This window comes from Halomonas alkalisoli, from assembly GCF_021412585.1.
GTDB classification, from domain to species: Bacteria; Pseudomonadota; Gammaproteobacteria; order Pseudomonadales; family Halomonadaceae; genus Halomonas; species Halomonas alkalisoli.
Genome location: NZ_JAKCMI010000023.1, coordinates 280,807 through 304,469 on the forward strand (window position 1 = coordinate 280,807; position 23,663 = coordinate 304,469).

Consider the following 23,663-nt stretch of genomic DNA (forward strand, 5'->3'; position numbering starts at 1 on the left):
ATGTTAGGTCCTTGTTAACGACGTATGGCGGCACGGCGCTCTACCCACGCTTGGCCGGTTTCCATCAGGATATTGATCAGGTAATAGATAACAGCGATCGTGATATAGAACTCGAACGGTCGAAACGTCACGCTGATGGCATATTGCGACATGTAGACCAGCTCGGCGATGCCGATGGCGGAGAGCACCGAGATATCCTTGACCATGATGATCATGTTGTTGCCGAGCTGGGGGATGGCGCGATAGAGGGCCTGTGGAAGGATGATGTAAAAGAGGGTGGCGAGATGCCCGAAACCCAGTGATCGCGAGGCTTCGTACTGCCCACTGGACACCGACTTGATGGTGGCGATGAAGATATCGGCGTTATAGGCCATGTAATGAAAGCCGAGTCCCAGCACGCCGACCACGATGGCCGGGATCAAGACCCACTGCCCGATCCCGAAATAGAGGAAGTAGAGCTGGAGCAGCAGCGGTGTCGTCATGAATAGCCAGATAAAGAAGCGCAGCGGCCAGCTGACGGCTTTCTTCGTATAAATCGTTATCACGGCGACGATCTGGCCGCCGATGATCGACAGGATGGCAACCACCAGGCCGATCAGGAGTGTGGCGCCTACGCCCTTTACAAGCGTCGGGAAGTAGGTGATGACGGGGCTGAAATCGAATTCCATGGTGATGTGTCCTGGTTGCACTATTGCCGGCGGTACTATTGGTTCATCGGCTCATCGTTCTATTGATTCTTATAGATAGGTGTATCGCGTGGCACGACGGTAGAGGAACTCGACGATGCCCATGACCGCATAGATGATGACGATGTACATCAGGGCGCTCAGCGCAAAGACTTCCAGGGGCTTGTAGGTGGAGCCGATCAGTCGTTGAGCCTGGTAGGTCAGCTCGACCACCGAGATAATGGAAACCAGCGAAGAGTTCTTGACCAGGATGATGGCCAGCACACCGATTGAGCGGATCATCAAGCCGGCCGCCTGGGGCAGGACGATGTGCTGTAGTGTCGCGAAGCGTCCAAACCCCAGCGAACGCGATGCCTCGTTCTGTCCGCTGTCGACCGATTCGATGGCGCCGCGAATGGCCTCGCTCATATACGCGCCGATGTTGAAGGCGCCGACGACCACGCCGCAGGTGAAAGGGTCCAGGCGCAGCCCGATGGCGGGTCCGCCATAGAAGACCAGCAATAGCTGGACGAAATAGGGGGTGCCTCTCACGACGCTGATATAACTGCGAGCCAGCCAGCGGACGGGAGGGACGCGCGAGCTTCGCAGCGCCACCAGCGCGGAGGCAATAAAGAAGCCGAAGAAGAGGGCGCGCACCGATATATCGATGGTTACCCAGGCCGCCTTCACTAGCAGCGGCGATATTTCGAACATCAGGGTGATATCCATGATCCCCTTTACTCTATTGTTGTGTTAAGAAATGCTGATATGCAGCAGGGCCTGCGCCCTGCTGCATTTGGAACAGCTAGTCGAACTCGACCCCTTCGCCGATCCACTTGTCGACGATCTGTTGATAGGTGCCATCAGCCTTGATCTCGGCCAGCGCCGTATTGAGAGCTTCCTTGAGCGCTGGCTTGTTCTTTTGAATGGCAATGGCGGCCGGCCAGCTGGGCAATTCGCCGACATCCACCTGCTTGATGGCCATGTTGCCGTCATTGAGTGCCACATAAACGGGGATGTCGTCGGCGATCATGACGTCGATGCGTCCCGTGGTGAGCCCGTTCAGCATGTCGGGCAAGCCCTGGAAGGTCTGGTTGCGCCAGTTTCCGTTGCTGTTTTCGGTGGCCCACTGGTTGCCGGTTTCTCCCAGGGTGGAGCCGACTCGCTTGCCGGCGAAATCCTCGATGCTGTTGACGTCATCGGTGCCCTCCTGAACCCAAATGGAGAGGCCTGAACTGTAATAGCTGTCGGTGAAGTCGACGGCCTGTTTGCGCTCTTCCGTGACGCTCATGCTGCAGATGCAGGCATCGAAGCGGCCGCCGGCCAGGGCGGCGACGATGCCATTCCACGGCGAGGTCTGGATATTGACGTCGACACCCATCCTGTCGGCCAGGGCTTCGGCGATATCCACGTCGAAACCGACCAGGTTGCCGGACGTGTCGACATAGCTGAAAGGAGGGTAGGCGCCGGAATTGGCCACCTGAAAGACGTCGTTCTGAATCTCGGGAAGATCTCGCGCCTGGGCCGACAAGCTTGCGAGGGAGATGACGCCAAGCAATGCCATGGCGCCGATAAGAGGACGATGAAATACTTTCTTGTGATTTGTCATGTCGATTCCTGCTCGATGTTGGTTTGTTGCTTTGGGTTTTGCGACACGCGCGTCGCGACATGCCACGTTGCGGTTCTCGCTATTCAACCGGAGTTGGTCTTGCTGTCTTGTCACCTCCATGGGTACGACTCGATTCGACGTCACCAAGCAATATCTCAACTCACACCCGCTCGATGACCATGGCGATACCCTGGCCGCCGCCTATACAGGCGGTGGCGCAGCCGTAGCGACCGCCGCGGTGGGCCAGGATTCGCGCCAGGGTGCCGGCCAGGCGCACACCGGTGGCGCCCAGGGGGTGACCCAGGGCGAGGGCGCCGCCCCAGACGTTGACCCGGCCTGGGTCGAGTCCGAGTTTGCGCATGGCATGCAGCGGCACGGCGGCAAACGCCTCGTTGATCTCCCAGGCATCGATCTGCGAGGCGACGAGTCCGGCACGTGCCAACGCCTGCTCCGCCGCGGCGGCGGCACCCGCGCCCATGCGTTCTGGAGGCACGCCGCAGTCGGCGATGGCGACGATGCGTGCCAGCGGGCTGGCGCCGTGACGATCCAGGGCCGCGGATGACATCAGCATCGCCGCGGCGGCGCCGGACGTCAGCGGCGAGCTGTTGCCGGCCGTGACCCGGCCGCCCTCCTGGAAGACCGGTTCGAGAGCGGCCAGTCGATCCAGGCCGGTGTCGGGGCGGATATTGGCATCGCGCTGGATGGTCTCCCCGCCGGGGTTGGCCAGCGCCAGACGCTCGCCGTCGAAGCGGCCCTCGGCGTCGGCCCTGGCGGCTCGGCGATGGGAGGTCAACGCGAACTCGTCCATCGCGTCGCGCTCGATGCCGGCCGCCTGTGCCAGGCGTTCGGCGGTGATGCCCATGTTCAGCGCCACCTCGAGCTCGAGCCATTCGGCATCCTTCAGCGCCTCGGGTGAAGTCAGTACCCCTTCCTTGAACAGGGCGGGGCCCATGGGTACCTGGGTCATGTTCTCGAAGCCCCCGGCGACGGCGACCTCCACGCCGCCGACCTGGATCTCCCGGGCGGCGCTGCGCAGGGCGGCGAGCCCCGAGCCGCACTGTTGATCGATCTGTCGAGTGGCGCAATCGCGGCCCGTGGAGCCCAGCCGCTGCGATAGCCACAGCGGATAGCGGCCGCCGAAGCTCCACTGCTCCTTGACCGGCAGTGCACAGCCGACACTGAGATCCTCTACCGCCTGAGGGTCGAGTCCGGTGCGGGCGAGCAGTGCGTCGATCACCCGGGCGAGCAGGGCATCGCCGCGGGTCTCGCCCCAACCGTCCACCTCCGGCTTGCGCGGGTGGGCACGGGTGAAGGCGCTACGGGCGTAGTCGACCAGATAGGCCTCTTTCATGACTCGTTCTCCCCAGCTTTGGCCATTTCCGCCCAGCGGTGGATGAACAGCGCGTAGGTGGTGAGCACGTGGCGAATCGAGTCGATCTCCACGCACTCGTCGACGCCGTGGATGCGCTGGGCCACCGGGCCGTAGCAGGTGCCGTTGATCTCGCCGCTGACGTGGAAGGCGCGCAGGTCGGTGGTGCAGGTTGAGAGGTAGCTCTTCGGCGGTTCACCCAGCAGGTCCTGGTGGCAACGCGAGAGCAGCGCGATGCCCGGCGTGTCGAGGTCGACCACAAAGCCCTCGGAGCGAAAGCCGTGAAACTCCACCCGCGGTGCCGGGCTGCCATCACCAAGTTCGGCGTGGCGCGCCTCGATGCAGCGTCGCACGCGTTCCATCACCTCGTCGGGCGACATGCCCGGAGGGAAGCCGACGCGGCCCTCGAGGATGGCGTGGGCCGGCACGCTGGAGGCCCAGTTGCCGCCCTCGATCTTGCCGATGCTGAGGTTGAAGGGGCTATCGAGCGTATCGTAGGGCGCCTGGCGCGGCAGGGCGTTGATCTCGGCCTCCAGCGCCTTGAAGGCGGGCAGGTACGCGACCAGGGTCTCGATGGCGTTGCGGCCGGCGCGGGTGTCGAGCACGTGGGCCGGCACGCCATCCAGGCGCATGCGAAACCAGAGTACGCCCACCTGGCCGGCATAGATCTGGCTGCCGAAGGGTTCGGGAATCAGCACGAAATCGCCGCTGTAGCCCTGGTGCAGGCAGGCCAGGGCGCCGTTGCCGGTGCACTCCTCCTCGATTACCGTCTGCAGGGTCAGGGGGAAGTCGATGGTCTCGCCGGCTTCGCGTACCGCCTGCACGGCCATGACCATGGCGGCAATGCCGGCCTTCATGTCGCCCGCACCGCGACCGTAGAGCCAGCCATCTTTCTGCCACGGCTCCCAGGGCGGTCGTGTCCACATGTCGGTGGGCTCGGCAGGCACCACGTCGAGGTGGCCGTTGAACACCAGATGTGGCCCCGGGGCGCCGGCGTTGAGCTGGGCCACCAGGTTGTAGCGTCCGTCACAGGCCCAGTCGGCGGGGGCGCGGTGGCGGTGTTCGGCGAAGCCGGGAGCATCCAGCGGTACCCGGGTGACCGGCAGGTCGAGGCGCTCGAACCAGCGCTCCATGGTCGCAAGCGCGCCATGCTCCTCACCCAGCACGCTGTAGTCGCGCACCAGGTCGCAGGTCAGCGCCAGGGTGTCGTCCATCAGCGCCTCGCAGCGCTCGACGATGCGCTTCTCGGTGGCGTTGAGCATCAGAACCTCCCCAGTCGAGCTTCGTCGACGATCAAGTGGGCTTCGGTGGCCTCGCGCAGCTCGGTGATGCTGAGCCCTTCGGCGATATCCACCACGACGAGCCCCTCCGGGGTCACGTCCATTACGGCCTTGTCGGTGATGATCCGCGACACACAGGTCGGCGCCGTCAGTGGCAGCCGGCAGCGCTTGAGTATCTTGGGGTTGCCCTGCTTGTCGTTGTGGGAACAGAGGATCACCAGACGCTTGACCTTCTGCGCCAGTTCCATGGCGCCGCCGATGCCGGGCGAGAACTTGCCGGGAATCTTCCAGTTGGCGAGATTGCCCAGTTCATCGACCTCGAAGGCGCCCATGAAGGTGAGGTCGACCCGGCTGCGACGGATCATGGCGAAGGACATGGCGCTGTCGAAGACGCTGGCGCCGGGGCGGGTGGCGATATAGGCGCCGCCGGAGTCGATCATGTCCCAGTCTGGCGCCTCGCCCACGGCTCGTGGACAGCAGCCCAGCACGCCGTTCTCCGAGTGCACCAGCACCTCCATCTCCTCCGGGAGATGGTGGAACAGCTGAGTGGGCAGGCCGATGCCCAGGTTGACGATCTGCCCCGCGACCACCTCACGGGCGGCCCGGGCAAGAATCCGCTGCTGATCAGCCGACATGGGCGCGCCTCCCTTGTTCGCTGGTGGCGGGTGCGACCTCGACCACCTGGCTGACGAAGGCGCAGGGGGTGTGGATCGCCTCGAGTGCCAGGCTGCCAGGCTCGTCGACCCGGTAGGCCTGGGCGATGACGGTGTCGGCGGCCATCGCCATCAGCGGGTTAAAGTTGCTGGCGGTGGCGCGATAGATCAGGTTGCCGTAGCGGTCGGCGCGTTCGGCGTGGACCAGGGCGAAATCGGCATAGAGCGCCGGCTCGATACCCCAGGTCCGGCCCGCCAGTTCGATCTCCTGGCGCCCATGGGCGATTTCGGTGCCCTGGCCGATATCGGTGAGAAAGCCATGGTGGCCGGCGCCGGCACTGCGGATCTTTTCCGCCAGCAGCCCCTGCGGGTGCATCGCCACGTGGAGCTCGCCCCGGTTCATTGCGGCAATGGCGACTCGATTGAGGCCGATGTGCGAGGTAATCAGGCGGCTGACGCGGCCGGCCTCGATCAGCTTGCCGATGCCGACGCCCGGCTCGTTGGCGTCGTTCTTGATCAGGGTGAGGTCGCGCTGGCCCTGGGCCAGGAGTTCATCGATCAGGGCAAAGGGCGTGCCCGGTGAGCCGAAGCCGCCGACCATGATCGAGGCACCATTCGGGATGGCCGCGATGGCCTCCTCGATGGGGCGAAATTTCTGATAGAGAAGCGTCATGAAAGTGCCTTTTCCGTCGGGCGGTCAGGGAGTCAGCGCGCTCGCTGGTGCCGAGGCGCACACCTCGCGGTCGAAGCGCACCATGGCGCGCTCGAGGCGGTCGAGCAGCTCGGCGGTGTCGGCGGCATCGATGGTCAGCGGCGGGGTGACCAGGAAATGGTCGCCGGCCAGGCCGTCCAGGGTCCGTCGCGGGTAGATCAGGAGGCCCTCCTCCTTGGCCAGCGCCGTGATTTGGGCGAAGCGGTTCTGCTCGGCAGGGAAGGGGGCCTTGGTCGCCGGGTCGGCCACCAGTTCCACGCCCCACAGCAGCCCCAGGCCACGTACGTCACCGATCCAGGGGAAGCGAGTCTTGAGCGCCTTGAGTCCAGCCTCCAGTTCGCAGCCGCGTGCGGCCACGTTGCTGAGTACGCCTTCGCGCTGTATGGCCTCCACCACCGCCAGCGCGGTGGCGCAGGCCAATGGATTACCGGCGTAGGTATGACCGTGCTGGAAGCCGCCAGAGGCCATGACGGCTTCGACGATGTCGGCGCGGGCGAGTACCGCCCCCACCGGGTAGTAGCCGGCGCCGAGCCCCTTGGCGGTGGCCAGCAGGTCGGGTGTGGCACCGTAGTGCTGGTAGGCGAACCAGGTGCCGGTGCGGCCGATGCCGGTGAGTACCTCATCGAGAATCAGCAGGCAGCCGTACTCATCGCACAGCGCGCGGATACCCTCGAGGTAGGTGCGGTCGAGCAGGCGGGCGCCGGTGCTGGCGCCGCCCACCGGCTCGAGCACGAAGGCAGCGATGGTTTCGGGGCCGGCGGCCTCCATGGCGGCGCGGGTCTCGGCCAGTACGCGTTCCACGTGCAGGGTGTCGTCAGCGTCGGTATGGCGATAGAAGTCGGGGCCGGCCACCTTGAGTGAGCCGATGGTGATGTCGGTGAAGGGCGCTTCCATTGGCTGATAGCCGGTGATGCCCAGTGCGCCCAGGGTGCTGCCGTGATAGGAAGGGCGCAGCGAAACGAAGCGGCGCCGCTGCGGCTCGCCCCTGGCAACGAAGTACTGGCGGGCCAGCTTGAGCGCCGATTCCACCGCCTCCGAGCCGCTGGAGACGAAGAAGACCTTCTCCAGCTGTCCGTGGGTAAGGCCGACCAGGGCCTTGGCCAAGGCCACCGCGGGAGCATTTTCGAACTGGGTGCGATAGGTGAAGGCTACGCGGTCGAGCTGGGCGAGCATGGCATTGCGGATGTCGTCACGACCGTGGCCGAGGTTGCAGGATATGGCGCCGGAGCAGCCGTCGAGATATTCCCGGCCGGCCTCGTCCCACAGGTAGGCGCCCCGGGCGTGGCTGATTTCGGGCAGGGCGGGGCCGGCCTGGTAGAAAAGCGGAGATGGGTCCATTGCAGCGTCCGTTGTCGTTATTTGTTGGTGAACGGTTGTCTGCAGTCTAAGTAGCGATCGACAAGTATTTCAATATATGATCTTTTTGTAGAATTCGATGAGTTTTAATCATGGCAGATGTCAATATCCACTCGCTCAAGGCGCTGGCGATCTTCAAGACGCTGTTCGAGGCGGGTACCGCCTCCCAGGCGGCACGCACGCTTGGTATCACCCAGTCGGGAGTGAGCCGCTCGCTGGCGCAGCTCGAGGAGAACCTGGGCATCCAGCTGTTCCTGCGGGAGAAGAACCGCCTGGTGGCCACGCCGGAGGCGCGGGAGGTCTACGACGAGATCCTGCGCCTGATGGGCAATATCGAGGAACTGCGCCACAGCGTGCTGGCGCTCAAGGAGTTCGGTACCTCGCGGCTGCGCATCGCCGCCATACCCGGGCTGTCGTTTGGTTTCGTGCCACGGCTGGTGGCCGCGCTGCTGGAGGAGAACCGCCAGTTCAGCGTCAGCCTGGACATGATGTCGAGCCATGAGGTGCAACTTGCCGTGGAGTCGAGCCATGCCGACATCGGCTTCGTCACCCTGCCCATCACCTCGCGGGTGCTGCGGGTCGATCCCTGGTTCACCACCGAGGCGGTTTGCCTGGTGCCGGAGCGACATCCCCTGGCGGCGAGGGAGCGTGTCGAGGTGCAGGATCTCCGCGACCAGCACCTGGTGATCAGCAACCAGCCGAGCATCAGCACCAATCCGCTGCTGGAGCTGACCAGTCAGCACCGGGTGCAGATCGCCGGCAAGACGGAGGCCAATATCGGCACCATCACGGCGCTGGTGGCCAGCCATGTCGGTATCACCGTGATGAATCCGATTACCGCCCAGGACCAGCTCGCCCCCCGGGACGGCGTGGTCATGCGGCCCTTCTCGCCAGCCATGGCGTTCAGCTTCGGGCTGGTCTATCGCGACGACTGGAAGCAGGCCAGGGTGCTCGACTTCCTGCGCCAGCGGGGCAGGGTGCTGCTCGAGAGCTACGGTGAGTCCATGACCTAGCTTTCCTGGTCCTCGCGTGCCGTTGCGTCGCAGGCGTTGATGGGCCTGGGCTGGTACACCGGCCAGGGGCGTGGCAAGGTCAAGCGGACCATCCCGAGGAGGCGTCGTCATGATCACGTTCCACAGCGAGGCGACCAAGCTGCGTCGCGCCATGACCGAACTCAACGAAGGGCTGCTGGTCGCGCCCTTCGAGTGCCCCGAGCGCGTCGACCTTGTGCTCGAGCGGGTGCGGGCGACCGGGCTTGGTGCGGTTCAGTCACCGACGCGTTACGGTCTCGAGCCGGTACTGGCCGTGCATGATCGCGACTACGTCGAGTTCCTGGCCAGCTGCTGGGAGGAGTGGAAGGCCATCGGCATGGCCGGCGAGGCGATCCCCAACATCTGGCCATCCCGCTCGATGCCCGGTACACGGGTCCCCGAGCATATCGAGGGGCGGCTCGGCTACTACGCCCAGACCGGTGAGACCTCGATCTGTGCCAATACCTTCGAAGCCGCCGATATCAGCAAGGACATTGCCCTGTCGGCGCTGGGCCATACCCTCAAGACCGGCGAGCCGAGCTTCGGCCTGTGCCGCCCGCCGGGGCATCATGCGTCGTCGGATCAGTTCGGCGGCTACTGCTTCTTCAACAACGCGGCCATTGCCGCCGATCAGGCCCTGAAACACGGTCACTCGCGGGTTGCGGTACTGGACATCGACTTCCACCACGGCAACGGTACCCAGGAAATCTTCTATTCCCGTGACGACGTGATCGTCGTCTCGCTGCATGGCGACCCACTCCACTGCTTTCCCTACTACCTGGGGCACGCCGATGAGACCGGCAGCGGCCGGGGCGAGGGCTTCAATGTCAACTACCCCATGCCGCCCGGTACCGGCTATGCCCGCTGGTCGGCCGCCCTCGATGAGGGCCTGGCGCGCATTGGTCAGTCCGGCGCCGAGCTGCTCGTCGTGTCGCTGGGGGTGGATACCTTCGAGCACGACCCGATCAGCAGCTTCACGCTGAAAAGCGAGGACTACCCGGATATCGGCCGGCGCCTGGCCGCGCTTGGGCTGCCCACCGTCTTCCTGCTCGAAGGGGGCTACGCGGTGGAGGAGATCGGCATCAACGTGGTCAATGTACTCAGCGGGTTCGACGCCGGTTGAATCCGGGGCTGCTTGAGGCTAGAGGCGCGTTTCCAGCAGGGCACCCAGCTCGGCGTCCGTCAGCACCAGCGGGTTGGTCTTCATGCTGCCGCCCCGGGCACCGGCGACCACCCGTTCGATATCCGCGTTCGTCATGCCGTAGGCGCCCAGTCTCGGCATCGCCAGTCGATGGGTCCAGTCGCGCAATGTCGTGGCCAGGGCATCGCAGGCTTCGCCATCGCTCAGTACGTGCTTGCCTGTGAGCAGGCGGCCGACCTCGGCGTACCTGGCCAGCGCCGGGTTGCTCGGCTCGCGCTGGCGCAGTGCCGCGACGTTGGCCGCGGTGGCCTCGGCGACCAGGGTGCCGCACACCGTGCCATGAGGGATCGGGAAGAAGGCGCCCAGGGGGGAGGCCAGTCCATGCACCGAGCCCAGGCCCGCCTGGGCCAGGGTCACCCCGGACATCAGCGAGGCGTAGGCGAGCTGGCCGTAGCCGCGGCTTGCCTCCGGGTGGTCCTCTTCCCAGGCAGACCAGAAGCCGCGACAGAACGCCTGCATGCCGGACCAGGCCAGGGCGTCGGTGGCGGGGCTGGCATTGAGCGAGACGTAGGATTCCAGCAGCTGGGTAAAGGCATCCATGCCGTTGGCGGCAATCTGCGCCTTGGGGCAGCCTGCCAGCAGTTCGGGGTCGACCAGCGCCACGGCGGCGACCAGACGCTCATCGCGAAACGACTTCTTGAAGCCATCTGCACCCTGCACGCTGAGCACGGCGTTCTTGGTGGCTTCGCTGCCGGTGCCGGCGGTGGTCGGCACGGCGATCAGCGGCACCGCCGGGCCACGGTAGGGGAGACCACGGCCCACGCCCTCGAGATGATCCATTACCGAATCGCCGGTGCGTAGCAGGCCGGCGACGGCCTTGGCGGCATCCAGCACGCTGCCGCCGCCGATTGCGACCACCACGTCGATGTCGTTCTCTTGGTGCTCGCTGACGATGGCATCCACTCGCTGCGGCGAGGGCTCACCCTCGATGGTGACGTGATGCCAGACGGCGCCCTGCGTCTCGAGGGCGGCGACCAGCTCGCCCCAGTGGTGCGAAGTGACAAAGGAGCGCTTGCCGGTTACCACCAGCACGCGATTGCCATGTTCGGCGATTAGCCGCGGCAGGCGCGTGATGCTACCTGCACCGAACTGGATATCCGGCAGGCGGGCGATACGGAAGGCGTCGATGCGCCCGGGAAAGGATGCGGACATGGCAGGCTCACGATTCTCGTTATTGGGGCGAAGCCCACTATAAGCAGTGGCGAAACGCTGAACAAATCGACGAGCGAGATGAAGCACAAGGCGCACGGAGCACAGAACCGAGCGAAGCGACAAACATCCGCAGGATGGCTCCGAAGGAGCGAGAAGCCGAAGGCTTCGAGTCAACCGGAGCATATGGGGTATATGTGAGGATTCCGAGCACCGCGCAACGCAGTGATTCGCTCGCGCAGGCATTTGTACAGTGTTTCCCTAGCGCCAGCGCTCCAGCAACTGGTAATACCACATCCCCGCGGCCAGCAACGGATTGCCCAGCGCATCCCCGAACGGCACCTTGAGGTGGCGACAGGCCGCGAAGGTATCGAATTCTTCCATATGCCCCGCCACCGCCTTGGCCATGATCTCGCCGACGATGTGCGAGGTGGCCACGCCATGCCCCGAGTAGCCCTGGGCGTAATAGACGTTGTCGGAAAGCCGACCCAGCATGGGGATGCGATTGACCACGATGCCGGCCATGCCCTGCCAGGCGTAGTCGATCGGCGTGCCCTTGAGCTGGGGGAAGGTGGCCTCCAGGCGCGGGCGCAGCTCGGCGGCGATGTCGGGTGAGTCCTTGCCTGAATAGTTGGCCCCGCCACCGAACAGCAGCCGGCCGTCGGCGGTGAGGCGATAATAGTCGAGCACGAAGCGGCAGTCGTAGACGGCCAGGTCCTGGGGGTTGATGGCCTCGGCCAGCCCACCCAACGGGGCGGTGGTGACGATGCCAAGCGATGCCGGGAACAGCCGGCCGCCCAGCCTGCGTCGCTCCAGGCGGTGATAGGCGTTGCCCGCCAGCAGCACCCGGTCGGCAAGCACGGTTCCATGTTCGGTGACCACCGCAGGAGAGGGGCCGTGGTCGATGCGTGTCACGGGGGAGTTTTCGAAGAGCTTCGCACCCAGCTTCTCGGCCACGCGCGCCTCGCCCAGGCACAGGTTGAGCGGGTGCAGGTGCAGGTTGTAGCGATTGAGCAGCCCGCCGTGGTAGCACTCGGTGCGCACCACGTCACGCACCTGCCGTGCATCCAGCAGCTCGACGTGCTCGCCCATGCCGCGGGCCTGGCAGGCCTCGAAGTCGGCCTGCAGCGCCGCCATGTGGGAGGGCTTCCAGGCGGCCTGAAGATGCCCCTGCTTCAGGTCGCAGGCGATGCCATAACGCTCCACCCTTTCACGTATGATGCGCTGGCCGCGCCATCTCAGGTTCCAGACGAAGTCCTCGGCCGCCTCGCCCAGGGTGCGTCGCATCTGCTTGCGCATGGCCGCTTCGCCGGAGAGGCTGCCGGTCAGCTGGCCGCCGTTGCGACCGCTGGCGCCCCACCCGATCCTGTTGGCCTCGACGATGGCCACCCGGTAGCCCCGCTCGGCCAGCTCCACCGCGGTGGCCACGCCGGTGAAGCCGCCGCCGACGATGGCAACATCGACTGAGACCTCTCCTTGCAGCGGTGGGTAGTCCGACTCCCGGTGGATGGTATCGGTATAGTAGGATGCGCAGCGTGGCTGGGACATGTTGGCTCCGGTGCGGCGTCGAAAATATTCAACAAATGCTAGCATACAATCGCGAATAGACATGCCTCGAGCCCGCGGCTTGCCGCAGCGAGGCTAGCCATCGAGAGGGGCGACCTTTGCGCCCCAGGCCACAGCCGGTAGAATGGCGGTTTGGTTTCGTGGTCGGCACGTCCGGGGAGGGGTCTCGCGACGTGCAGGCACTTTCAGACCGGCTGCCAGCCAGCCCAGCTGCAAGGATTCCGCGCTGCATGAGCTATCAGGTTCTGGCCCGCAAGTGGCGGCCTCGCACTTTCCATGAACTGGTTGGGCAGGAGCATGTCCAGCGAGCGCTGGTCAATGCACTCGATCAGGGTCGCCTGCACCACGCCTACCTCTTCACCGGCACCCGGGGAGTCGGCAAGACAACACTGGCAAGAATACTTGCCAAGTGCCTCAATTGTACGGCAAAGGGCCATGGCGAGGAGGGCGTGACATCGACCCCCTGTGGCGAGTGTGACAGCTGCCGGGCCATCGACGAGGGGCGCTTCGTCGACCTGATCGAGGTCGATGCCGCCTCGCGTACCAAGGTGGAGGACACCCGCGAACTGCTCGACAACGTGCAGTACGCACCGACCCAGGGGCGCTACAAGGTGTATCTCATCGATGAGGTGCACATGCTCTCCACCAGCAGCTTCAATGCCCTGCTCAAGACCCTTGAAGAGCCGCCTCCCCACGTCAAGTTCCTGCTCGCCACCACCGACCCGCAGAAATTGCCGCCGACGGTGCTGTCGCGCTGCCTTCAGTTCACGCTCAAGAACATGCCGCCCGAGCGTATCGTCGAACACCTGGGCAAGGTGCTCGAGTCGGAACAGGTCGGCTTCGAGGAGAGCGCGCTGTGGCTGCTGGGCAAGGCGGCCGATGGCTCCATGCGCGATGCCATGAGCCTGACCGACCAGGCCATTGCCTTTGGCCAGGGGCAGATTTGCCACGCCGATGTGGCCGCCATGCTGGGTACCCTGGACCACCGTCATGTGGTGGCGCTGGTCGAGGCGCTGGCCGAGGTCGATGCGGCCCGTGTGTTGAATGAGGTGTCCCAACTGGCGGAACAGGGGCCGGACTTCGCGGCGGTGCTCGACGATGTCACCGGTGTCCTGCACCGCCTGGCGGTGGCCCAGATGGTGCCCGGGGCGCTGGACAACGGCCATGGCGACCGGGATCTGCTGCTGGCACTGGCCGCACGCTTCACCCCCGAGGACATCCAGCTCTACTACCAGATCGGTATCCAGGGCCGCGGCGACATGGCGCATGCCCCCGACCTGCGCACCGCCCTGGAGATGACCCTGCTGCGCATGCTGGCCTTCCGTCCCCAGGGCGTGCCTCAGCCGGCGAAAACGCCGCTGCCGCTGCGGGGGGAGCCCGGCCCCGTCACTCCATCGGCTGCCGGCGCCGGGCCTTCGGGCGGCCCCCCGCCTGACGAGACGCCCGCCGCGGCAGGGAGGGAGGGCGCAGCCTCCCCCGATGCTGCAAGAGGCGGGGTCGGCCTGCCGGATGCCGGCGACCATGCGAATCTCGCGCCGACTCCGGAGCCGCCGATGGCGCAGGATCGGTTCGAAGCGCCGCCGCCCTGGGAGGAAGCGTTACCGGAGGCCTCCACGGCACCTCCCGCCGTGGCTGACGGCCTGAACCAGGGCCGGGAGGCGGCGGAGAATGAGAAGGAAAGTGAGAAGGAAAGGGAAAAGGAAAGTGAGAAGGAGGGCGAGGTGGCCATCGCCGCCGCTCCGGCTCCGCTTTCGACTGGCGAGGCGTCTGTCGTTGCCGGCCCAGCGTCGGCCGTTTCCGGGCCCGCTGTGATTCCAGAGCCGGCTGGCGTCCCCGAGCCGGCTGGCGTCGTGGACCTGGATCCGCCTTCTTCCGCCCCGGCCGAAATGCCGAAGGCGGGGCATGCAACCGGCGACGATTCGGCATGTTTCACCCATGCGGTCTGGCTGGAGCGTTTCGATTCCCTGGGCCTGGGCGGCCTGACACGCAACCTGGCGGCACATTGTGTGGTCGAATCCGACGATGGCAGCCGTTTGGTACTTCGGCTGGACCCCTCCCAGGACGCCATGAATGCCGAGATTCATGTTCGGCGTGTGCGGGAAGCCCTGGCTGGTATCGGTGTGACGCGACAGTTGATCATCGAGGCGGGGCCCTTGCCGGAGGCGGTCGAGACGCCTCGACAGCGTGCCGATCGCATTGCCGCCGAGCGGCATGCCGTGGCGGTGGAGGCGCTCGAGCGGGATCCGCACGTGCGCCAGTTGCAGGAGACGTTCGGCGCACGCCTCATCACCGCCAGTGTCAAGCCGGTAGATGCATCGCAGCGGGCCTGAGCCCGACCAGTCGGTTTAGCCAAAGAGAGGAACGACCATGATGAAAGGTGGAATGGGCAACCTGATGAAGCAGGCCCAGGAGATGCAGGAAAAGATGCAGCGGGTCCAGGAAGAGGTCGCCAAGGCCGAGGTGACCGGCGAAGCCGGTGCCGGCATGGTCAAGGTGACCATGAATGGCCGCCATGACGTGAGCAAGGTCGATATCGACCAGAGCGTCATGGAGGAGGACAAGGAGCTGCTCGAGGACCTGCTGGCGGCTGCGGTGAACGATGCCGTGCGCAAGGTGGAAGTCAGCTCCCGTGCGAAGATGGAGGAGGCGACGGCGGGGCTTAATTTGCCGCCGGGCTTCAAGATGCCCTTCTAAGCGATGAGCTTTTCTCCCCTTGTCGAGAGACTGATGGAGTCGCTGCGCGTCCTGCCCGGCGTCGGCCCCAAGACCGCGCAGCGCATGGCCATGCATTTGCTCGAGCGTGACCGTGACGGCGGTCGTCGCCTGGCAGCGGTGCTGGAGCAGGCCCTGGAAGAGGTCGGCTACTGCCGGCGCTGCCGCACGCTCACGGAAGAAGAGATCTGCAGCATCTGTTCCAGCGGACGGCGCGAGGATGCCCTGCTCTGCGTGGTGGAGTCGCCGGCCGATCAGTTGGCCATCGAAGAGGCTGGCGGCTACAAGGGGCGTTACTTCGTGCTCCACGGGCATCTGTCACCGCTGGATGGCATCGGCCCGGAAGATATTGGGCTGGACCAGCTCGAGGCGCGCGTGGCCGAAGGCGGGGTGACTGAGGTTATCCTGGCAACCAACCCCACCGTGGAAGGTGAGGCGACGGCCCACTATATTGCCGCTCAACTGGGCGGGCGGCATGGGGTGTCGCTGTCACGGCTCGCCTATGGCATGCCCATGGGTGGCGAGCTGGAATACGTCGACGGTGGCACGCTCAGCCGTGCCTTCAATGGTCGTCTGCCGTTTCGCGGCGACTGATTCACTTTCCTAAACTGCCGGATGACTGCATGTCCCTGACCCCCGAGATTCACTGGATCGATACGCCCGACGCCCTCGACGCCGCCTGTGCCCAGGTTGCGAATGCCTCGGTCATCGCCCTGGATACCGAGTTCTTCCGCGAGAAGACCTTCCATCCGGTGCCGGCGCTCATCCAGTTCTCCGCCGGCGGTCCGGCCTGGTTGATCGACCCCCTTGCCGTGGACTGCACCGACGCCTTCCGCCGCCTGCTGAGCGAAGGGCCGCTCAAGCTGTTGCACGCCAGCAGCGAGGATCTGGAAGTGCTGGCTCATTGGGCAGGCGGGGCGGTGGCGCCACTGGTCGATACCCAGATCGCACAATCCCTGCTGGGGGAGGATGCGGCCATGGGCTACCAGCGCCTGGTCGAGCACTGGACCGGTGAGGTGCTGCCCAAGGACGAGACGCGTTCCGACTGGCTGGTACGTCCGCTGAGTGAATCCCAGCGCCTCTATGCGGCCCTGGACGTGGTCTTTCTGCTCAAGGTCTGGGAGCACCAGCGCGATGCCCTCGAGCGCCTGGATCGCATGGGCTGGCTGGAGGCGGATTGCAGCGAGCTGGTGGCCCAGGCGCTGCGCAGTGAGGGGGCGGACGGGCAGTGGTATCTGCGTCATCGCCAATTGTGGCGGCTCTCCCCTCGCCAGATGGAAGCCTACCGGCTGCTGACGATATGGCGGGAAGGGGAGGCACGGCGACGCAACCTGCCACGGGGGTGGCTGGTCAATGATCGGATCCTCTACGGCATTGCCGAACGCATGCCGGAGAATCGTTTCCAGCTTGCCGAAGTCGACGACATCAAGCCGGGGCTGATCAAGCGCGACGGTGACACGCTTCTGGGCCTGGTGAAGCAGGCCCGGGGCGCCGAAGCCGAAGCCTTGCCCCCCGCGCTGCCTTCCCCCATGGAGCCAGCCTTCAAGAAGCGTCTCAAGGCGCTCAAGCGGGTGGTCAACGAGGAGGCTGAACGGCTGGGCCTGGCGCCGGAGGTGTTGCTGCGCCGCCGCGAGCTCGAGGCCATGGTGACCGCCGACCTGAAGGACGAGGAGCTGCCCATGCCGGGGGGGTGGCGAGGCGAGTGCCTTGCCGAGGCTCTCGATAACGCGCTTACCGAGGTGAATGAGTCATGAGCGATGACCGCATGAAAGGCGACAAGCTGCTGTGCGAGATCTTCAAGAGTTCGCGCAAGGAGGAGATGTACCTCTACGTGGACAAGCGCCAGGGCTTGAAGGAGGTGCCCGAGGCATTGCTCGAACGCTTCGGCAAGCCGGTTTCGACCATGACGCTCATCCTGACAGCGGACAAGCCGATGGCGCGCGCCAAGGCGAGTGATGTGATCGCAGCCATTCGTGAGAAGGGGTATTACTTTCAGATGCCCCCCGCCAAGGAGGAGTATCTGATGGATCTGTATCGGACTCCCACCGAGGCGCGCTATTGATGGAACAAATGGCTGCACGGGCGAATCGCTATGTTGCCCGAATCCTCGGAATCCTCACATATACCCCATATGCTCCGGATGACTCGAAGCCTTCGGCTTCTCGCTTCTTCGGAGCCATCCTGCGGATGTTTGTCGCTTCGCTCGGTTCTGCGTTTCGGGCGCCTTGCGACCCACAGGGATGTGGGAAGTGCGTTGGTTCGTCGGGAACGAACCTAGCCGCTTCATCCCGTTCGCCAATTTGTTGGTATTGATATGCGTGAACGATTCTGGGAGCAGTACCCGCTCGAGGAGCTCACCGCTGAAGAGTGGGAGGCCCTGTGCGACGGCTGCGGCCAGTGCTGCCTGCTCAAGTTCCAGGACGACGACACCGGTGACCTGGCCGTCCTGGGCGTGGCCTGTGAGCTGCTCGATATCCATAGCTGCCGCTGCAGCGACTATGCCAATCGCCAAGCCCGGGTGCCGGACTGTGCGCGGTTGACACCCGAGCGCATCGACGAATTTCGCTGGTTGCCCAGGTCCTGTGCCTATCGCCGTGTGGCGGAGGGGCGCAAGCTCGCCGCCTGGCATCCGCTCATCTCCGGGGATCCGGAGCGCGTCCACCGCAAGGGTGTCAGCGTGCGCAGCTTTGCCGTCTCTCATCGGGATGTGCCGGAAGAGCAACTGGAAGATTATATTATCGCCATCCTGCCGATTGACGGCTGAATGCGCGTCGAGTCCGCCTGACAGACAGCGGGCCCGGTGGTCAGCCGGGCCCGACTCCTTGCATCGTCTTCTACTATTCCTTCTCTGCCAGCCCCAGGGCCCAGAGGGTGAAGGCATCCTGGCGCGCATTGTCGTGCCAGGCCTTGAACCTGCCCGAGGCGCCGCCATGGCCGGCATCCATGTCGGTGCGAAGCAGCACGGGCCCACGGGCCGAGCCGAGCTCGGTGACTCGCGCATAGAGCTTGGCAGGCTCCCAGTAGGGTACCCGGGAGTCGTGCCAGCTGCCCTGGAGGAAGAGGGCGGGGTAGGGCTGGGCCGAGAGGTTGTCGAGGGGGGAGTAGCTGCGGATATGTCGATGCATGTCCGGGATCTCGGGGTTGCCCCACTCCGTGTACTCGGCGGTGGTGAGAGGCAGGTCGGGGTTCTCCATGGTGCGCAGGACATCGACGAAGGGAACGTCGAGAACGGCGGCGCAGAACGCTTCGGGGGCCAGGTTGAGGCTGGCGCCGACCAGCAGGCCGCCTGCGCTGGCGCCGTATGCCGCGATGCGATCCCCATCGCTGAAGCCCTGATCGACCAGGGCGTTGCGCGCCGCCAGGAAGTCACGGAAGCTGTTCTCCTTGTGCTCCATCTTGCCGGCGAGATACCAGGGCTCGCCGCGGTCGCCGCCGCCGCGAACATGGGCTACGGCAAAGGCCATGCCGCGGCTGAGCAGCTCGAGGCGGGCCACCGAGAACCAGGGGTCGAGCACCTCGCCGTAGGCCCCGTAGCCATAGAGCAGGGTGGGCAGCGGCCGCCCGGCCAGGTCGGCACGCATCACCACCGAAACGGGAATCCGTTCGCCATCGTGGGCCGTGGCCCAGATCCGCTGGCAGGAAAGGTCGTCGGGCTGCAGGTCGCCATGGATCGCCTGGGTCTTCACTACCCGGCGTTCGCCGCTATCCAGGTCGTGCTCCAGCCAGCGAACCGGCATGACGAAGGACTCCTCACGCAAGCGCAGGCGGCGGCTGGCGAAGTGGGGTACATCGCCCAGCATCAGGCTGCAAGGGGACTCGGGCAGAGGCAGCCGCATATCCAGGGTCACGGCATGGTGTGGATCGAGTTCGATGACGCGCACATGGACCTGCGCTTCCTGGTGGTCGCGCTCGGTCACTACCAGGCCCCAGGCGAAGGCATCGAGCCCCTCCAGCGTGGCCTCATCGCGGTGTGCTACCAGTGGCTGCCAGGCACCATCGGGCTGGGCTTCGTCCACCCTGTCCAGGCGGAAGTGCGGGGCGTCGCGGTTATGCAGGACGTAGAAGTGGCCGGGGCGATGCTCAACGCCGTACTCCACGCCTTTTTCCCGTGGCCGGAAGCAGCGAGGCGCGGCGGTGGGATCCCTGGCGGGGACCAGATGGCATTCGCTGGTGTCCTTGGAGGCGCTGTCCAGCACCAGCCACTCCCGTGAGCGTGTCTTGCCCAGGCCGACCCAGAACTCGGGGTCCGCTTCCTGCAGCATGCATATCGGCTCATCCGCCCGGGGAGCGGCGCCGGCATCCAGGCGGAGGGGCAGTCGCCAGATGCTGTCCGGGCGCTGGGTCGCATCGAACCGGGTGAACAGCAACGTGCTGTTATCTTCGGCCCAGCTCAGCTCCGAGGCGATATCGTCAAGTAGTGCAACCGGCTCGCCGCAAGGCAGGTGCTTGATATAGAGTGTGTAGCGCTCATCGCCGCTGACATCCTCGGTCCAGGCCAGCCAGTGCTCGTCCGGTGACAATGCCATGTCACCGAGTTCGAGGAATCGCTGCCGTTCGGCCCGGGCGTGCAAGTCGAGAAAGGGGGTGGCTTCCTGCTCGCGGCCATTGGGATGACGCCACCAGACCGGATAGTCGGCATCGACCGCCGTCTCGCTCCAATAGGTGTGATGGTCCAGTGCCGTTCGCAGGCCATGGACCGCCAGCTCCCGGCGCGCAAGGTGGCCGTGGTAGAGGCGTTCCACCAGGCCGTCGAGGGGCATCATCCAGGCGCGGGATTCCTGGTTGGCCGCCTCGAGGAAGGCGCTGACGTCCGGGTCGTCACGATTCTCCAGCCAGTGCCATTCAGGATCGTCGGTTCGACGAAAACGGCTGACGGGGGAAGGGGGGGGGCCATCGGCTGACGACGCATCGCTGGTGTTACGGGGTAGCTGTGCTTTCATTGGGTCGCGTGTACCATACTCTATAACGAATTCCATCCTGTGCGGTCCGCCTCTTGGCGGGCCGTGGCGCTGAAAATGAGGTATCGATGCTGACGACCGATTCGATGTCCCTACTATGGCTGACCTATCTGGGTTTGTCGCTGGTGATACTCGTCACCGGCTATCTGGGGCTGGCCTTCCTGCCGCGCTTGTTGCGGCTACCTATCACCTGGGCGGTGGCGGGCATACTCTGGGTGCCCACTCGCTTCCGCTTGCCGCTGGTGGAGGAGGGCGAATTCTATACCGGGATGGCGCCGGCCGTGGTGGTGGCTACCGTTGCCTTTCTCGAACGCAATAGCGCGGCCATGCTGTCATCCGCGCTACTGGTGGCGGCCGGCGCCGGGCTGGGCATCGCCCTTGGGTTACTGCAATGGTGGATGTTGCGACCGGCCGATGAGTATGCACAAATCGACGATGACGATAACAATGGGCGTGATGGCCGCGACGGTGGACAATCCCGTGAGCCGCGCGAGCGCCGTGAGCCGATGATCGGCTAGGGAGCCCCCGATGGGGAGGGTGTTGCATAAGAGTTGGCTTTGGCTGGCAGTGCTGCTGGTTCCAGCGTTGCTGTCGGGTAGCCTTCCTGCGGCCCCTCTGGAGCAGCGGCCGGACGTCAGGGTGATCATCGACGTTTCCGGCAGCATGCGCCATAACGATCCGGAGCAGCTGGCGGCGGAGGCGCTGGAGTTGCTGGTGGCCTTGCTGCCCAGCGGGGCGAGGGCCGGCGTCTGGACCTTCGGTGAGCGTGTGGAGAATCCGCTGCCCCAGGGGCCGGTGACTTCCGCCTGGCGAGAACAGGCGATGTCGCTGGCGCCCCGGCTGGGGGAGTATCAGCAGTTCACCGACATCGAGTCCGCCATTCGTGACGCGGCGGCTCCCGAAACCGACGGCCATCGCCATCTGGTGCTGCTGACCGATGGTGTGATCGACCTGTCCCCGAGGCTCGGTGCCAAGCCGGGCGTCGACGATGTCTCCCGCCGGACATTGCTGGAATCCCTCGGTCCTCGCCTGGCCGCCGGGGACGTCGCGATTCATGCCATTGCCTTCTCCGACGAGGCCGACCTGGACCTGGTGGAGCGCCTGTCCCAGCAGACCGGCGGCCTGTCGGCACCGGTGGAGAGCCCCGATGCCCTGCTGGGCGCTTTCCTCAATATCTTCGATCGTATCTTCCCCAGCGATCGCCTGCCTTTGACCGACGATCAATTTCTCGTCGAGCCCGGCCTCGATGGCTTCACCGCCTTGCTGTTTCGCGAAGCGCCGGATGAGGCCGACGGCCGCGAGCGGGCACCTGCAGTTCTGATCGCACCGGATGGCAGACGATTCACGGTGGATGTTCCCCCTGATGGCGCCACCTGGCGAAGCGAGTCCCGCTACGACCTGATCCAGGTCCCTGACCCCATGCCGGGACAGTGGCGCCTGGAAGGGGGGGTGGACAAGGATAGCCGGATCACCATCGTCTCACCATTGAGCCTGCAGACCAGCGGCGTCCCCGGCACGCTCTACCTGGGCTTCGACGTGCCACTCGAAGCCTGGCTGACTCATGACGGGGACGTGCTGGGTCAGGATGCCTTGCCGGCGCATCTGGAGGTGACCGCGATATTGCATGACGACAAGGGCTCGACCCAGTCGGCGGTGGTGCTCGAGCAGGTGGCCGAGCGCTTCACCGGGACCTTGCCGGCACCGGCGTTGACCGGAACGGCCCAGTTGGTGATTCAAGCCGAGGGTCAGGGCTTCAGGCGCCAGCGGATTCAGGCAGTAAATGTCCTGCCGGCTATCGCGGCGCGGCATGAGGCGGAGAATGACCGGGTCGTGCTCACGGCCGAGCATCCGTTGCTGGATCACGACAACACGCGACTGCACGGGCAGTTGCAGGGGGCCCGGCTGGACGCCGAGCCACAGGCGGCACGGCGTTGGCTGATCGGGCTGCCGGAGCTGGACCCAGGGCTCAGCCAGCCACTGTTGTTGCGTGCAGAGGTGACGCTCGACGGTGAGACACGTGAGCTGCGTCTGCCCAGGCTGGTGCTTTTCCCCCAGGGCGAAACCGCGATCGACCAGGCCGCGGGCCCTGCTGCGCTGGGCATCGAGCGCTTCCATGAGGAGTTGGACCTGGTGCCTGAATCGAGTTCCCCCGCCTCGCAGTCCGGCGGCATGGACCGATTCCTCTCTCTTGTGGAGCGCCTCCCGCGGCTGGCCCAGAGCCAATGGGACGACTGGCGGCCCATTCTGGACCGACAGATCGAGGCCGGCAGGCAGGACCCGCGAATCTGGGGGCTGGTATTGCTGGTCGCTGTGGTGCTGTTGTTGCTGGGTCTGACCTGGCGGCGCCAGCAGCGGCGCGGGCGGCAGCGCTTCACGACGACGCGACGGGAGGAGCCGCATGTGTGAGTTGTTGGGTATGAGTGCCAACGTGCCCACGGATATCTGTTTCAGCTTTACCGGCTTTCTGCACCGTGGCGGCGGCACCGGACCGCATCGGGACGGCTGGGGTATCGCGTTCTACGAAGCGGGAGGCTATCGCGACTTTCGCGACCCGCACCCCTCGGTTCGCTCGCCGATCGCCCGGCTGATCACCGATTACCCGATCAAGTCGCATATCGCCATCAGCCATATTCGCCAGGCAAACGTGGGAGAAGTGCGCCTGGCCAATACTCACCCCTTCACCCGGGAAATGTGGGGGCGCACCTGGTGCTATGCCCATAATGGCCAGCTCGAGGGTTGGCAGGCGCTGCCGCTGAGTTTCTATCGCCCGGTGGGCGATACCGACAGCGAGCATGCCTTCTGCTGGCTGCTGGCCGAGCTGCGCCACCGCTTCCCCGATGCCCCTCGGCAGGGCGAGGCACAGGAGCTCTGGCAATGGCTGCATGAACTCTGCGAGCGGCTGCGCAGCCTGGGCGTCTTCAACTTGCTGTTGGCGGACGGCGAGTACCTTTATACCTATTGCTCCACCAAGCTTGCTCATATCACTCGACGGGCACCCTTCGGCAAGGCCGAGCTTTCCGATGCCGAACTGACGGTGAACTTTGCCGAGCACACCACCACAGCGGACGTCGTATCGGTGGTGGCCACCGAGCCGCTGACCTGCAACGAGGAGTGGGTGCGAATGCAACCGGGCGAGCTTCTTGTCTGGCGGCACGGCAGGATCGAGGCCCGCTTCGGCTGCGATGGGGGCATCGACTGACGGCAAGGTCGGGTCGTTGCATGGAAGCGGCAATTTGCCTTTTTGTCTTTTATTGCCCAGCTTTGAGAGCAGCAGCTTGCCAATGGGATGGATGACGTGGAGATGAACGCCTGTTTCAATCGACTGTTTTACAGTGGTGTGGTGCCTGGTATATCGTAGCCGCCTGGCCACAATAAAAACTGTCGATGATCGATGGCGAGCGA

General features: G+C 65.1%; 22 protein-coding genes. 11 read left to right on the plus strand and 11 right to left on the minus strand.

Annotated features, from left to right (window positions below; all coding sequences use genetic code 11):
- Positions 1-14: 14 nt before the first annotated feature.
- From LY622_RS09870 to LY622_RS09905, 8 genes are all read right to left on the minus strand, one after another.
- The gene (locus LY622_RS09870) at positions 15-668 is read right to left on the minus strand and encodes an amino acid ABC transporter permease (RefSeq protein WP_234290725.1); all 654 of its coding nucleotides are present in this window, start codon (positions 666-668) and stop codon (positions 15-17) included.
- Between the two features lie 69 nt (positions 669-737).
- Complete coding sequence (locus tag LY622_RS09875) at positions 738-1,394, minus strand: amino acid ABC transporter permease (protein ID WP_234290726.1); 657 nt, start codon at positions 1,392-1,394, stop codon at positions 738-740.
- A 76-nt stretch (positions 1,395-1,470) separates the two neighbouring features.
- A complete protein-coding gene (locus LY622_RS09880) occupies positions 1,471-2,394 on the minus strand; it encodes a transporter substrate-binding domain-containing protein (RefSeq protein ID WP_234290727.1) in 924 nt (307 codons plus the stop codon).
- A 40-nt stretch (positions 2,395-2,434) separates the two neighbouring features.
- Positions 2,435-3,625, minus strand: a complete 1,191-nt coding sequence (locus LY622_RS09885; RefSeq protein WP_234290728.1) for an acetyl-CoA C-acyltransferase — start codon at positions 3,623-3,625, stop codon at positions 2,435-2,437.
- The gene (locus LY622_RS09890; RefSeq protein ID WP_234290729.1) at positions 3,622-4,905 is read right to left on the minus strand and encodes an ArgE/DapE family deacylase; all 1,284 of its coding nucleotides are present in this window, start codon (positions 4,903-4,905) and stop codon (positions 3,622-3,624) included. Before LY622_RS09890 ends, LY622_RS09885 begins: the two co-directional genes overlap by 4 nt.
- Positions 4,905-5,558 carry a 3-oxoacid CoA-transferase subunit B gene (locus tag LY622_RS09895; RefSeq protein WP_234290730.1) on the minus strand — a complete coding sequence of 218 codons (654 nt, stop codon included), beginning with the start codon at positions 5,556-5,558 and terminating at the stop codon, positions 4,905-4,907. The genes LY622_RS09890 and LY622_RS09895 overlap by 1 nt, the downstream gene beginning before the upstream one ends.
- The gene (locus LY622_RS09900) at positions 5,548-6,249 is read right to left on the minus strand and encodes a CoA transferase subunit A (RefSeq protein ID WP_234290731.1); all 702 of its coding nucleotides are present in this window, start codon (positions 6,247-6,249) and stop codon (positions 5,548-5,550) included. Before LY622_RS09900 ends, LY622_RS09895 begins: the two co-directional genes overlap by 11 nt.
- A gap of 24 nt (positions 6,250-6,273) precedes the next feature.
- Entirely contained in the window at positions 6,274-7,626 is a 1,353-nt protein-coding gene (locus LY622_RS09905; RefSeq protein WP_234290732.1) for an aminotransferase family protein, read from the minus strand.
- Positions 7,627-7,736: 110 nt separating this feature from the next.
- On the opposite strand from LY622_RS09905, the gene LY622_RS09910 reads away from it, so the two are divergent.
- Positions 7,737-8,657 carry a LysR family transcriptional regulator gene (locus tag LY622_RS09910; protein ID WP_234290733.1) on the plus strand — a complete coding sequence of 307 codons (921 nt, stop codon included), beginning with the start codon at positions 7,737-7,739 and terminating at the stop codon, positions 8,655-8,657.
- Between the two features lie 109 nt (positions 8,658-8,766).
- Positions 8,767-9,798 carry a histone deacetylase family protein gene (locus tag LY622_RS09915; RefSeq protein WP_234290734.1) on the plus strand — a complete coding sequence of 344 codons (1,032 nt, stop codon included), beginning with the start codon at positions 8,767-8,769 and terminating at the stop codon, positions 9,796-9,798.
- An 18-nt stretch (positions 9,799-9,816) separates the two neighbouring features.
- Here the strand turns inward: LY622_RS09915 and LY622_RS09920 are convergent, their stop codons facing one another.
- Both LY622_RS09920 and LY622_RS09925 read right to left on the minus strand, forming a co-directional pair.
- Positions 9,817-11,028, minus strand: a complete 1,212-nt coding sequence (locus LY622_RS09920) for an iron-containing alcohol dehydrogenase (protein WP_234290735.1) — start codon at positions 11,026-11,028, stop codon at positions 9,817-9,819.
- A 258-nt stretch (positions 11,029-11,286) separates the two neighbouring features.
- Positions 11,287-12,573, minus strand: a complete 1,287-nt coding sequence (locus LY622_RS09925) for an NAD(P)/FAD-dependent oxidoreductase (protein WP_234290736.1) — start codon at positions 12,571-12,573, stop codon at positions 11,287-11,289.
- A gap of 248 nt (positions 12,574-12,821) precedes the next feature.
- On the opposite strand from LY622_RS09925, the gene dnaX reads away from it, so the two are divergent.
- The 6 genes from dnaX to LY622_RS09955 all read left to right on the plus strand — a co-directional run bounded on the left by dnaX (position 12,822) and on the right by LY622_RS09955 (position 18,067).
- Complete coding sequence (gene dnaX / locus LY622_RS09930; RefSeq protein ID WP_234290737.1) at positions 12,822-14,921, plus strand: DNA polymerase III subunit gamma/tau; 2,100 nt, start codon at positions 12,822-12,824, stop codon at positions 14,919-14,921.
- A 37-nt stretch (positions 14,922-14,958) separates the two neighbouring features.
- On the plus strand, positions 14,959-15,285 hold the full coding sequence (locus LY622_RS09935) for a YbaB/EbfC family nucleoid-associated protein (RefSeq protein WP_234281505.1): 327 nt from the start codon (positions 14,959-14,961) through the stop codon (positions 15,283-15,285).
- Positions 15,286-15,288: 3 nt separating this feature from the next.
- Positions 15,289-15,897 carry a recombination mediator RecR gene (gene recR / locus LY622_RS09940; protein ID WP_234290738.1) on the plus strand — a complete coding sequence of 203 codons (609 nt, stop codon included), beginning with the start codon at positions 15,289-15,291 and terminating at the stop codon, positions 15,895-15,897.
- Between the two features lie 29 nt (positions 15,898-15,926).
- Positions 15,927-17,057, plus strand: coding sequence for a ribonuclease D (gene rnd / locus LY622_RS09945; protein WP_234290739.1), 1,131 nt, complete (start codon positions 15,927-15,929; stop codon positions 17,055-17,057).
- Positions 17,054-17,365, plus strand: a complete 312-nt coding sequence (locus LY622_RS09950) for a YcgL domain-containing protein (protein WP_234281502.1) — start codon at positions 17,054-17,056, stop codon at positions 17,363-17,365. Before rnd ends, LY622_RS09950 begins: the two co-directional genes overlap by 4 nt.
- Positions 17,366-17,617: 252 nt before the next feature.
- Complete coding sequence (locus LY622_RS09955; protein ID WP_234290740.1) at positions 17,618-18,067, plus strand: YcgN family cysteine cluster protein; 450 nt, start codon at positions 17,618-17,620, stop codon at positions 18,065-18,067.
- A gap of 73 nt (positions 18,068-18,140) precedes the next feature.
- On the opposite strand, the gene LY622_RS09960 is transcribed toward LY622_RS09955, so the two are convergent.
- Positions 18,141-20,243 (minus strand): S9 family peptidase, encoded by a 2,103-nt coding sequence (locus LY622_RS09960; protein ID WP_234290741.1) that lies wholly within the window; start codon positions 20,241-20,243, stop codon positions 18,141-18,143.
- 86 nt (positions 20,244-20,329) lie between these two features.
- On the opposite strand from LY622_RS09960, the gene LY622_RS09965 reads away from it, so the two are divergent.
- From LY622_RS09965 to LY622_RS09975, 3 genes are read left to right on the plus strand one after another with little or no spacing between them, the layout of a single operon-like run.
- Positions 20,330-20,779: a hypothetical protein gene (locus LY622_RS09965; protein ID WP_234290742.1), complete on the plus strand. Its 450-nt coding sequence runs from the start codon at positions 20,330-20,332 to the stop codon at positions 20,777-20,779.
- A 19-nt stretch (positions 20,780-20,798) separates the two neighbouring features.
- The gene (locus LY622_RS09970) at positions 20,799-22,667 is read left to right on the plus strand and encodes a VWA domain-containing protein (protein WP_439649581.1); all 1,869 of its coding nucleotides are present in this window, start codon (positions 20,799-20,801) and stop codon (positions 22,665-22,667) included.
- Positions 22,660-23,460 (plus strand): class II glutamine amidotransferase, encoded by an 801-nt coding sequence (locus LY622_RS09975; protein WP_223137572.1) that lies wholly within the window; start codon positions 22,660-22,662, stop codon positions 23,458-23,460. The genes LY622_RS09970 and LY622_RS09975 overlap by 8 nt, the downstream gene beginning before the upstream one ends.
- The last annotated feature ends 203 nt before the right edge of the window (positions 23,461-23,663 follow it).

Coding starts and splice junctions, on each gene's coding strand:
- LY622_RS09875 (WP_234290726.1), bottom strand. CDS start 1,394: ATGGATATCACCCTGATGTTCGAAATATCGCCGCTGCTAGTGAAGGCG.
- LY622_RS09915 (WP_234290734.1), top strand. CDS start 8,767: ATGATCACGTTCCACAGCGAGGCGACCAAGCTGCGTCGCGCCATGACC.
- LY622_RS09920 (WP_234290735.1), bottom strand. CDS start 11,028: ATGTCCGCATCCTTTCCCGGGCGCATCGACGCCTTCCGTATCGCCCGC.
- LY622_RS09965 (WP_234290742.1), top strand. CDS start 20,330: ATGCTGACGACCGATTCGATGTCCCTACTATGGCTGACCTATCTGGGT.
- LY622_RS09950 (WP_234281502.1), top strand. CDS start 17,054: ATGAGCGATGACCGCATGAAAGGCGACAAGCTGCTGTGCGAGATCTTC.
- LY622_RS09925 (WP_234290736.1), bottom strand. CDS start 12,573: ATGTCCCAGCCACGCTGCGCATCCTACTATACCGATACCATCCACCGG.
- LY622_RS09895 (WP_234290730.1), bottom strand. CDS start 5,558: ATGTCGGCTGATCAGCAGCGGATTCTTGCCCGGGCCGCCCGTGAGGTG.
- LY622_RS09935 (WP_234281505.1), top strand. CDS start 14,959: ATGATGAAAGGTGGAATGGGCAACCTGATGAAGCAGGCCCAGGAGATG.
- LY622_RS09880 (WP_234290727.1), bottom strand. CDS start 2,394: ATGGAGGTGACAAGACAGCAAGACCAACTCCGGTTGAATAGCGAGAAC.
- recR (WP_234290738.1), top strand. CDS start 15,289: ATGAGCTTTTCTCCCCTTGTCGAGAGACTGATGGAGTCGCTGCGCGTC.
- LY622_RS09870 (WP_234290725.1), bottom strand. CDS start 668: ATGGAATTCGATTTCAGCCCCGTCATCACCTACTTCCCGACGCTTGTA.
- rnd (WP_234290739.1), top strand. CDS start 15,927: ATGTCCCTGACCCCCGAGATTCACTGGATCGATACGCCCGACGCCCTC.
- LY622_RS09910 (WP_234290733.1), top strand. CDS start 7,737: ATGGCAGATGTCAATATCCACTCGCTCAAGGCGCTGGCGATCTTCAAG.
- LY622_RS09975 (WP_223137572.1), top strand. CDS start 22,660: ATGTGTGAGTTGTTGGGTATGAGTGCCAACGTGCCCACGGATATCTGT.
- LY622_RS09885 (WP_234290728.1), bottom strand. CDS start 3,625: ATGAAAGAGGCCTATCTGGTCGACTACGCCCGTAGCGCCTTCACCCGT.
- LY622_RS09900 (WP_234290731.1), bottom strand. CDS start 6,249: ATGACGCTTCTCTATCAGAAATTTCGCCCCATCGAGGAGGCCATCGCG.
- LY622_RS09905 (WP_234290732.1), bottom strand. CDS start 7,626: ATGGACCCATCTCCGCTTTTCTACCAGGCCGGCCCCGCCCTGCCCGAA.
- LY622_RS09960 (WP_234290741.1), bottom strand. CDS start 20,243: ATGAAAGCACAGCTACCCCGTAACACCAGCGATGCGTCGTCAGCCGAT.
- dnaX (WP_234290737.1), top strand. CDS start 12,822: ATGAGCTATCAGGTTCTGGCCCGCAAGTGGCGGCCTCGCACTTTCCAT.
- LY622_RS09955 (WP_234290740.1), top strand. CDS start 17,618: ATGCGTGAACGATTCTGGGAGCAGTACCCGCTCGAGGAGCTCACCGCT.
- LY622_RS09890 (WP_234290729.1), bottom strand. CDS start 4,905: ATGCTCAACGCCACCGAGAAGCGCATCGTCGAGCGCTGCGAGGCGCTG.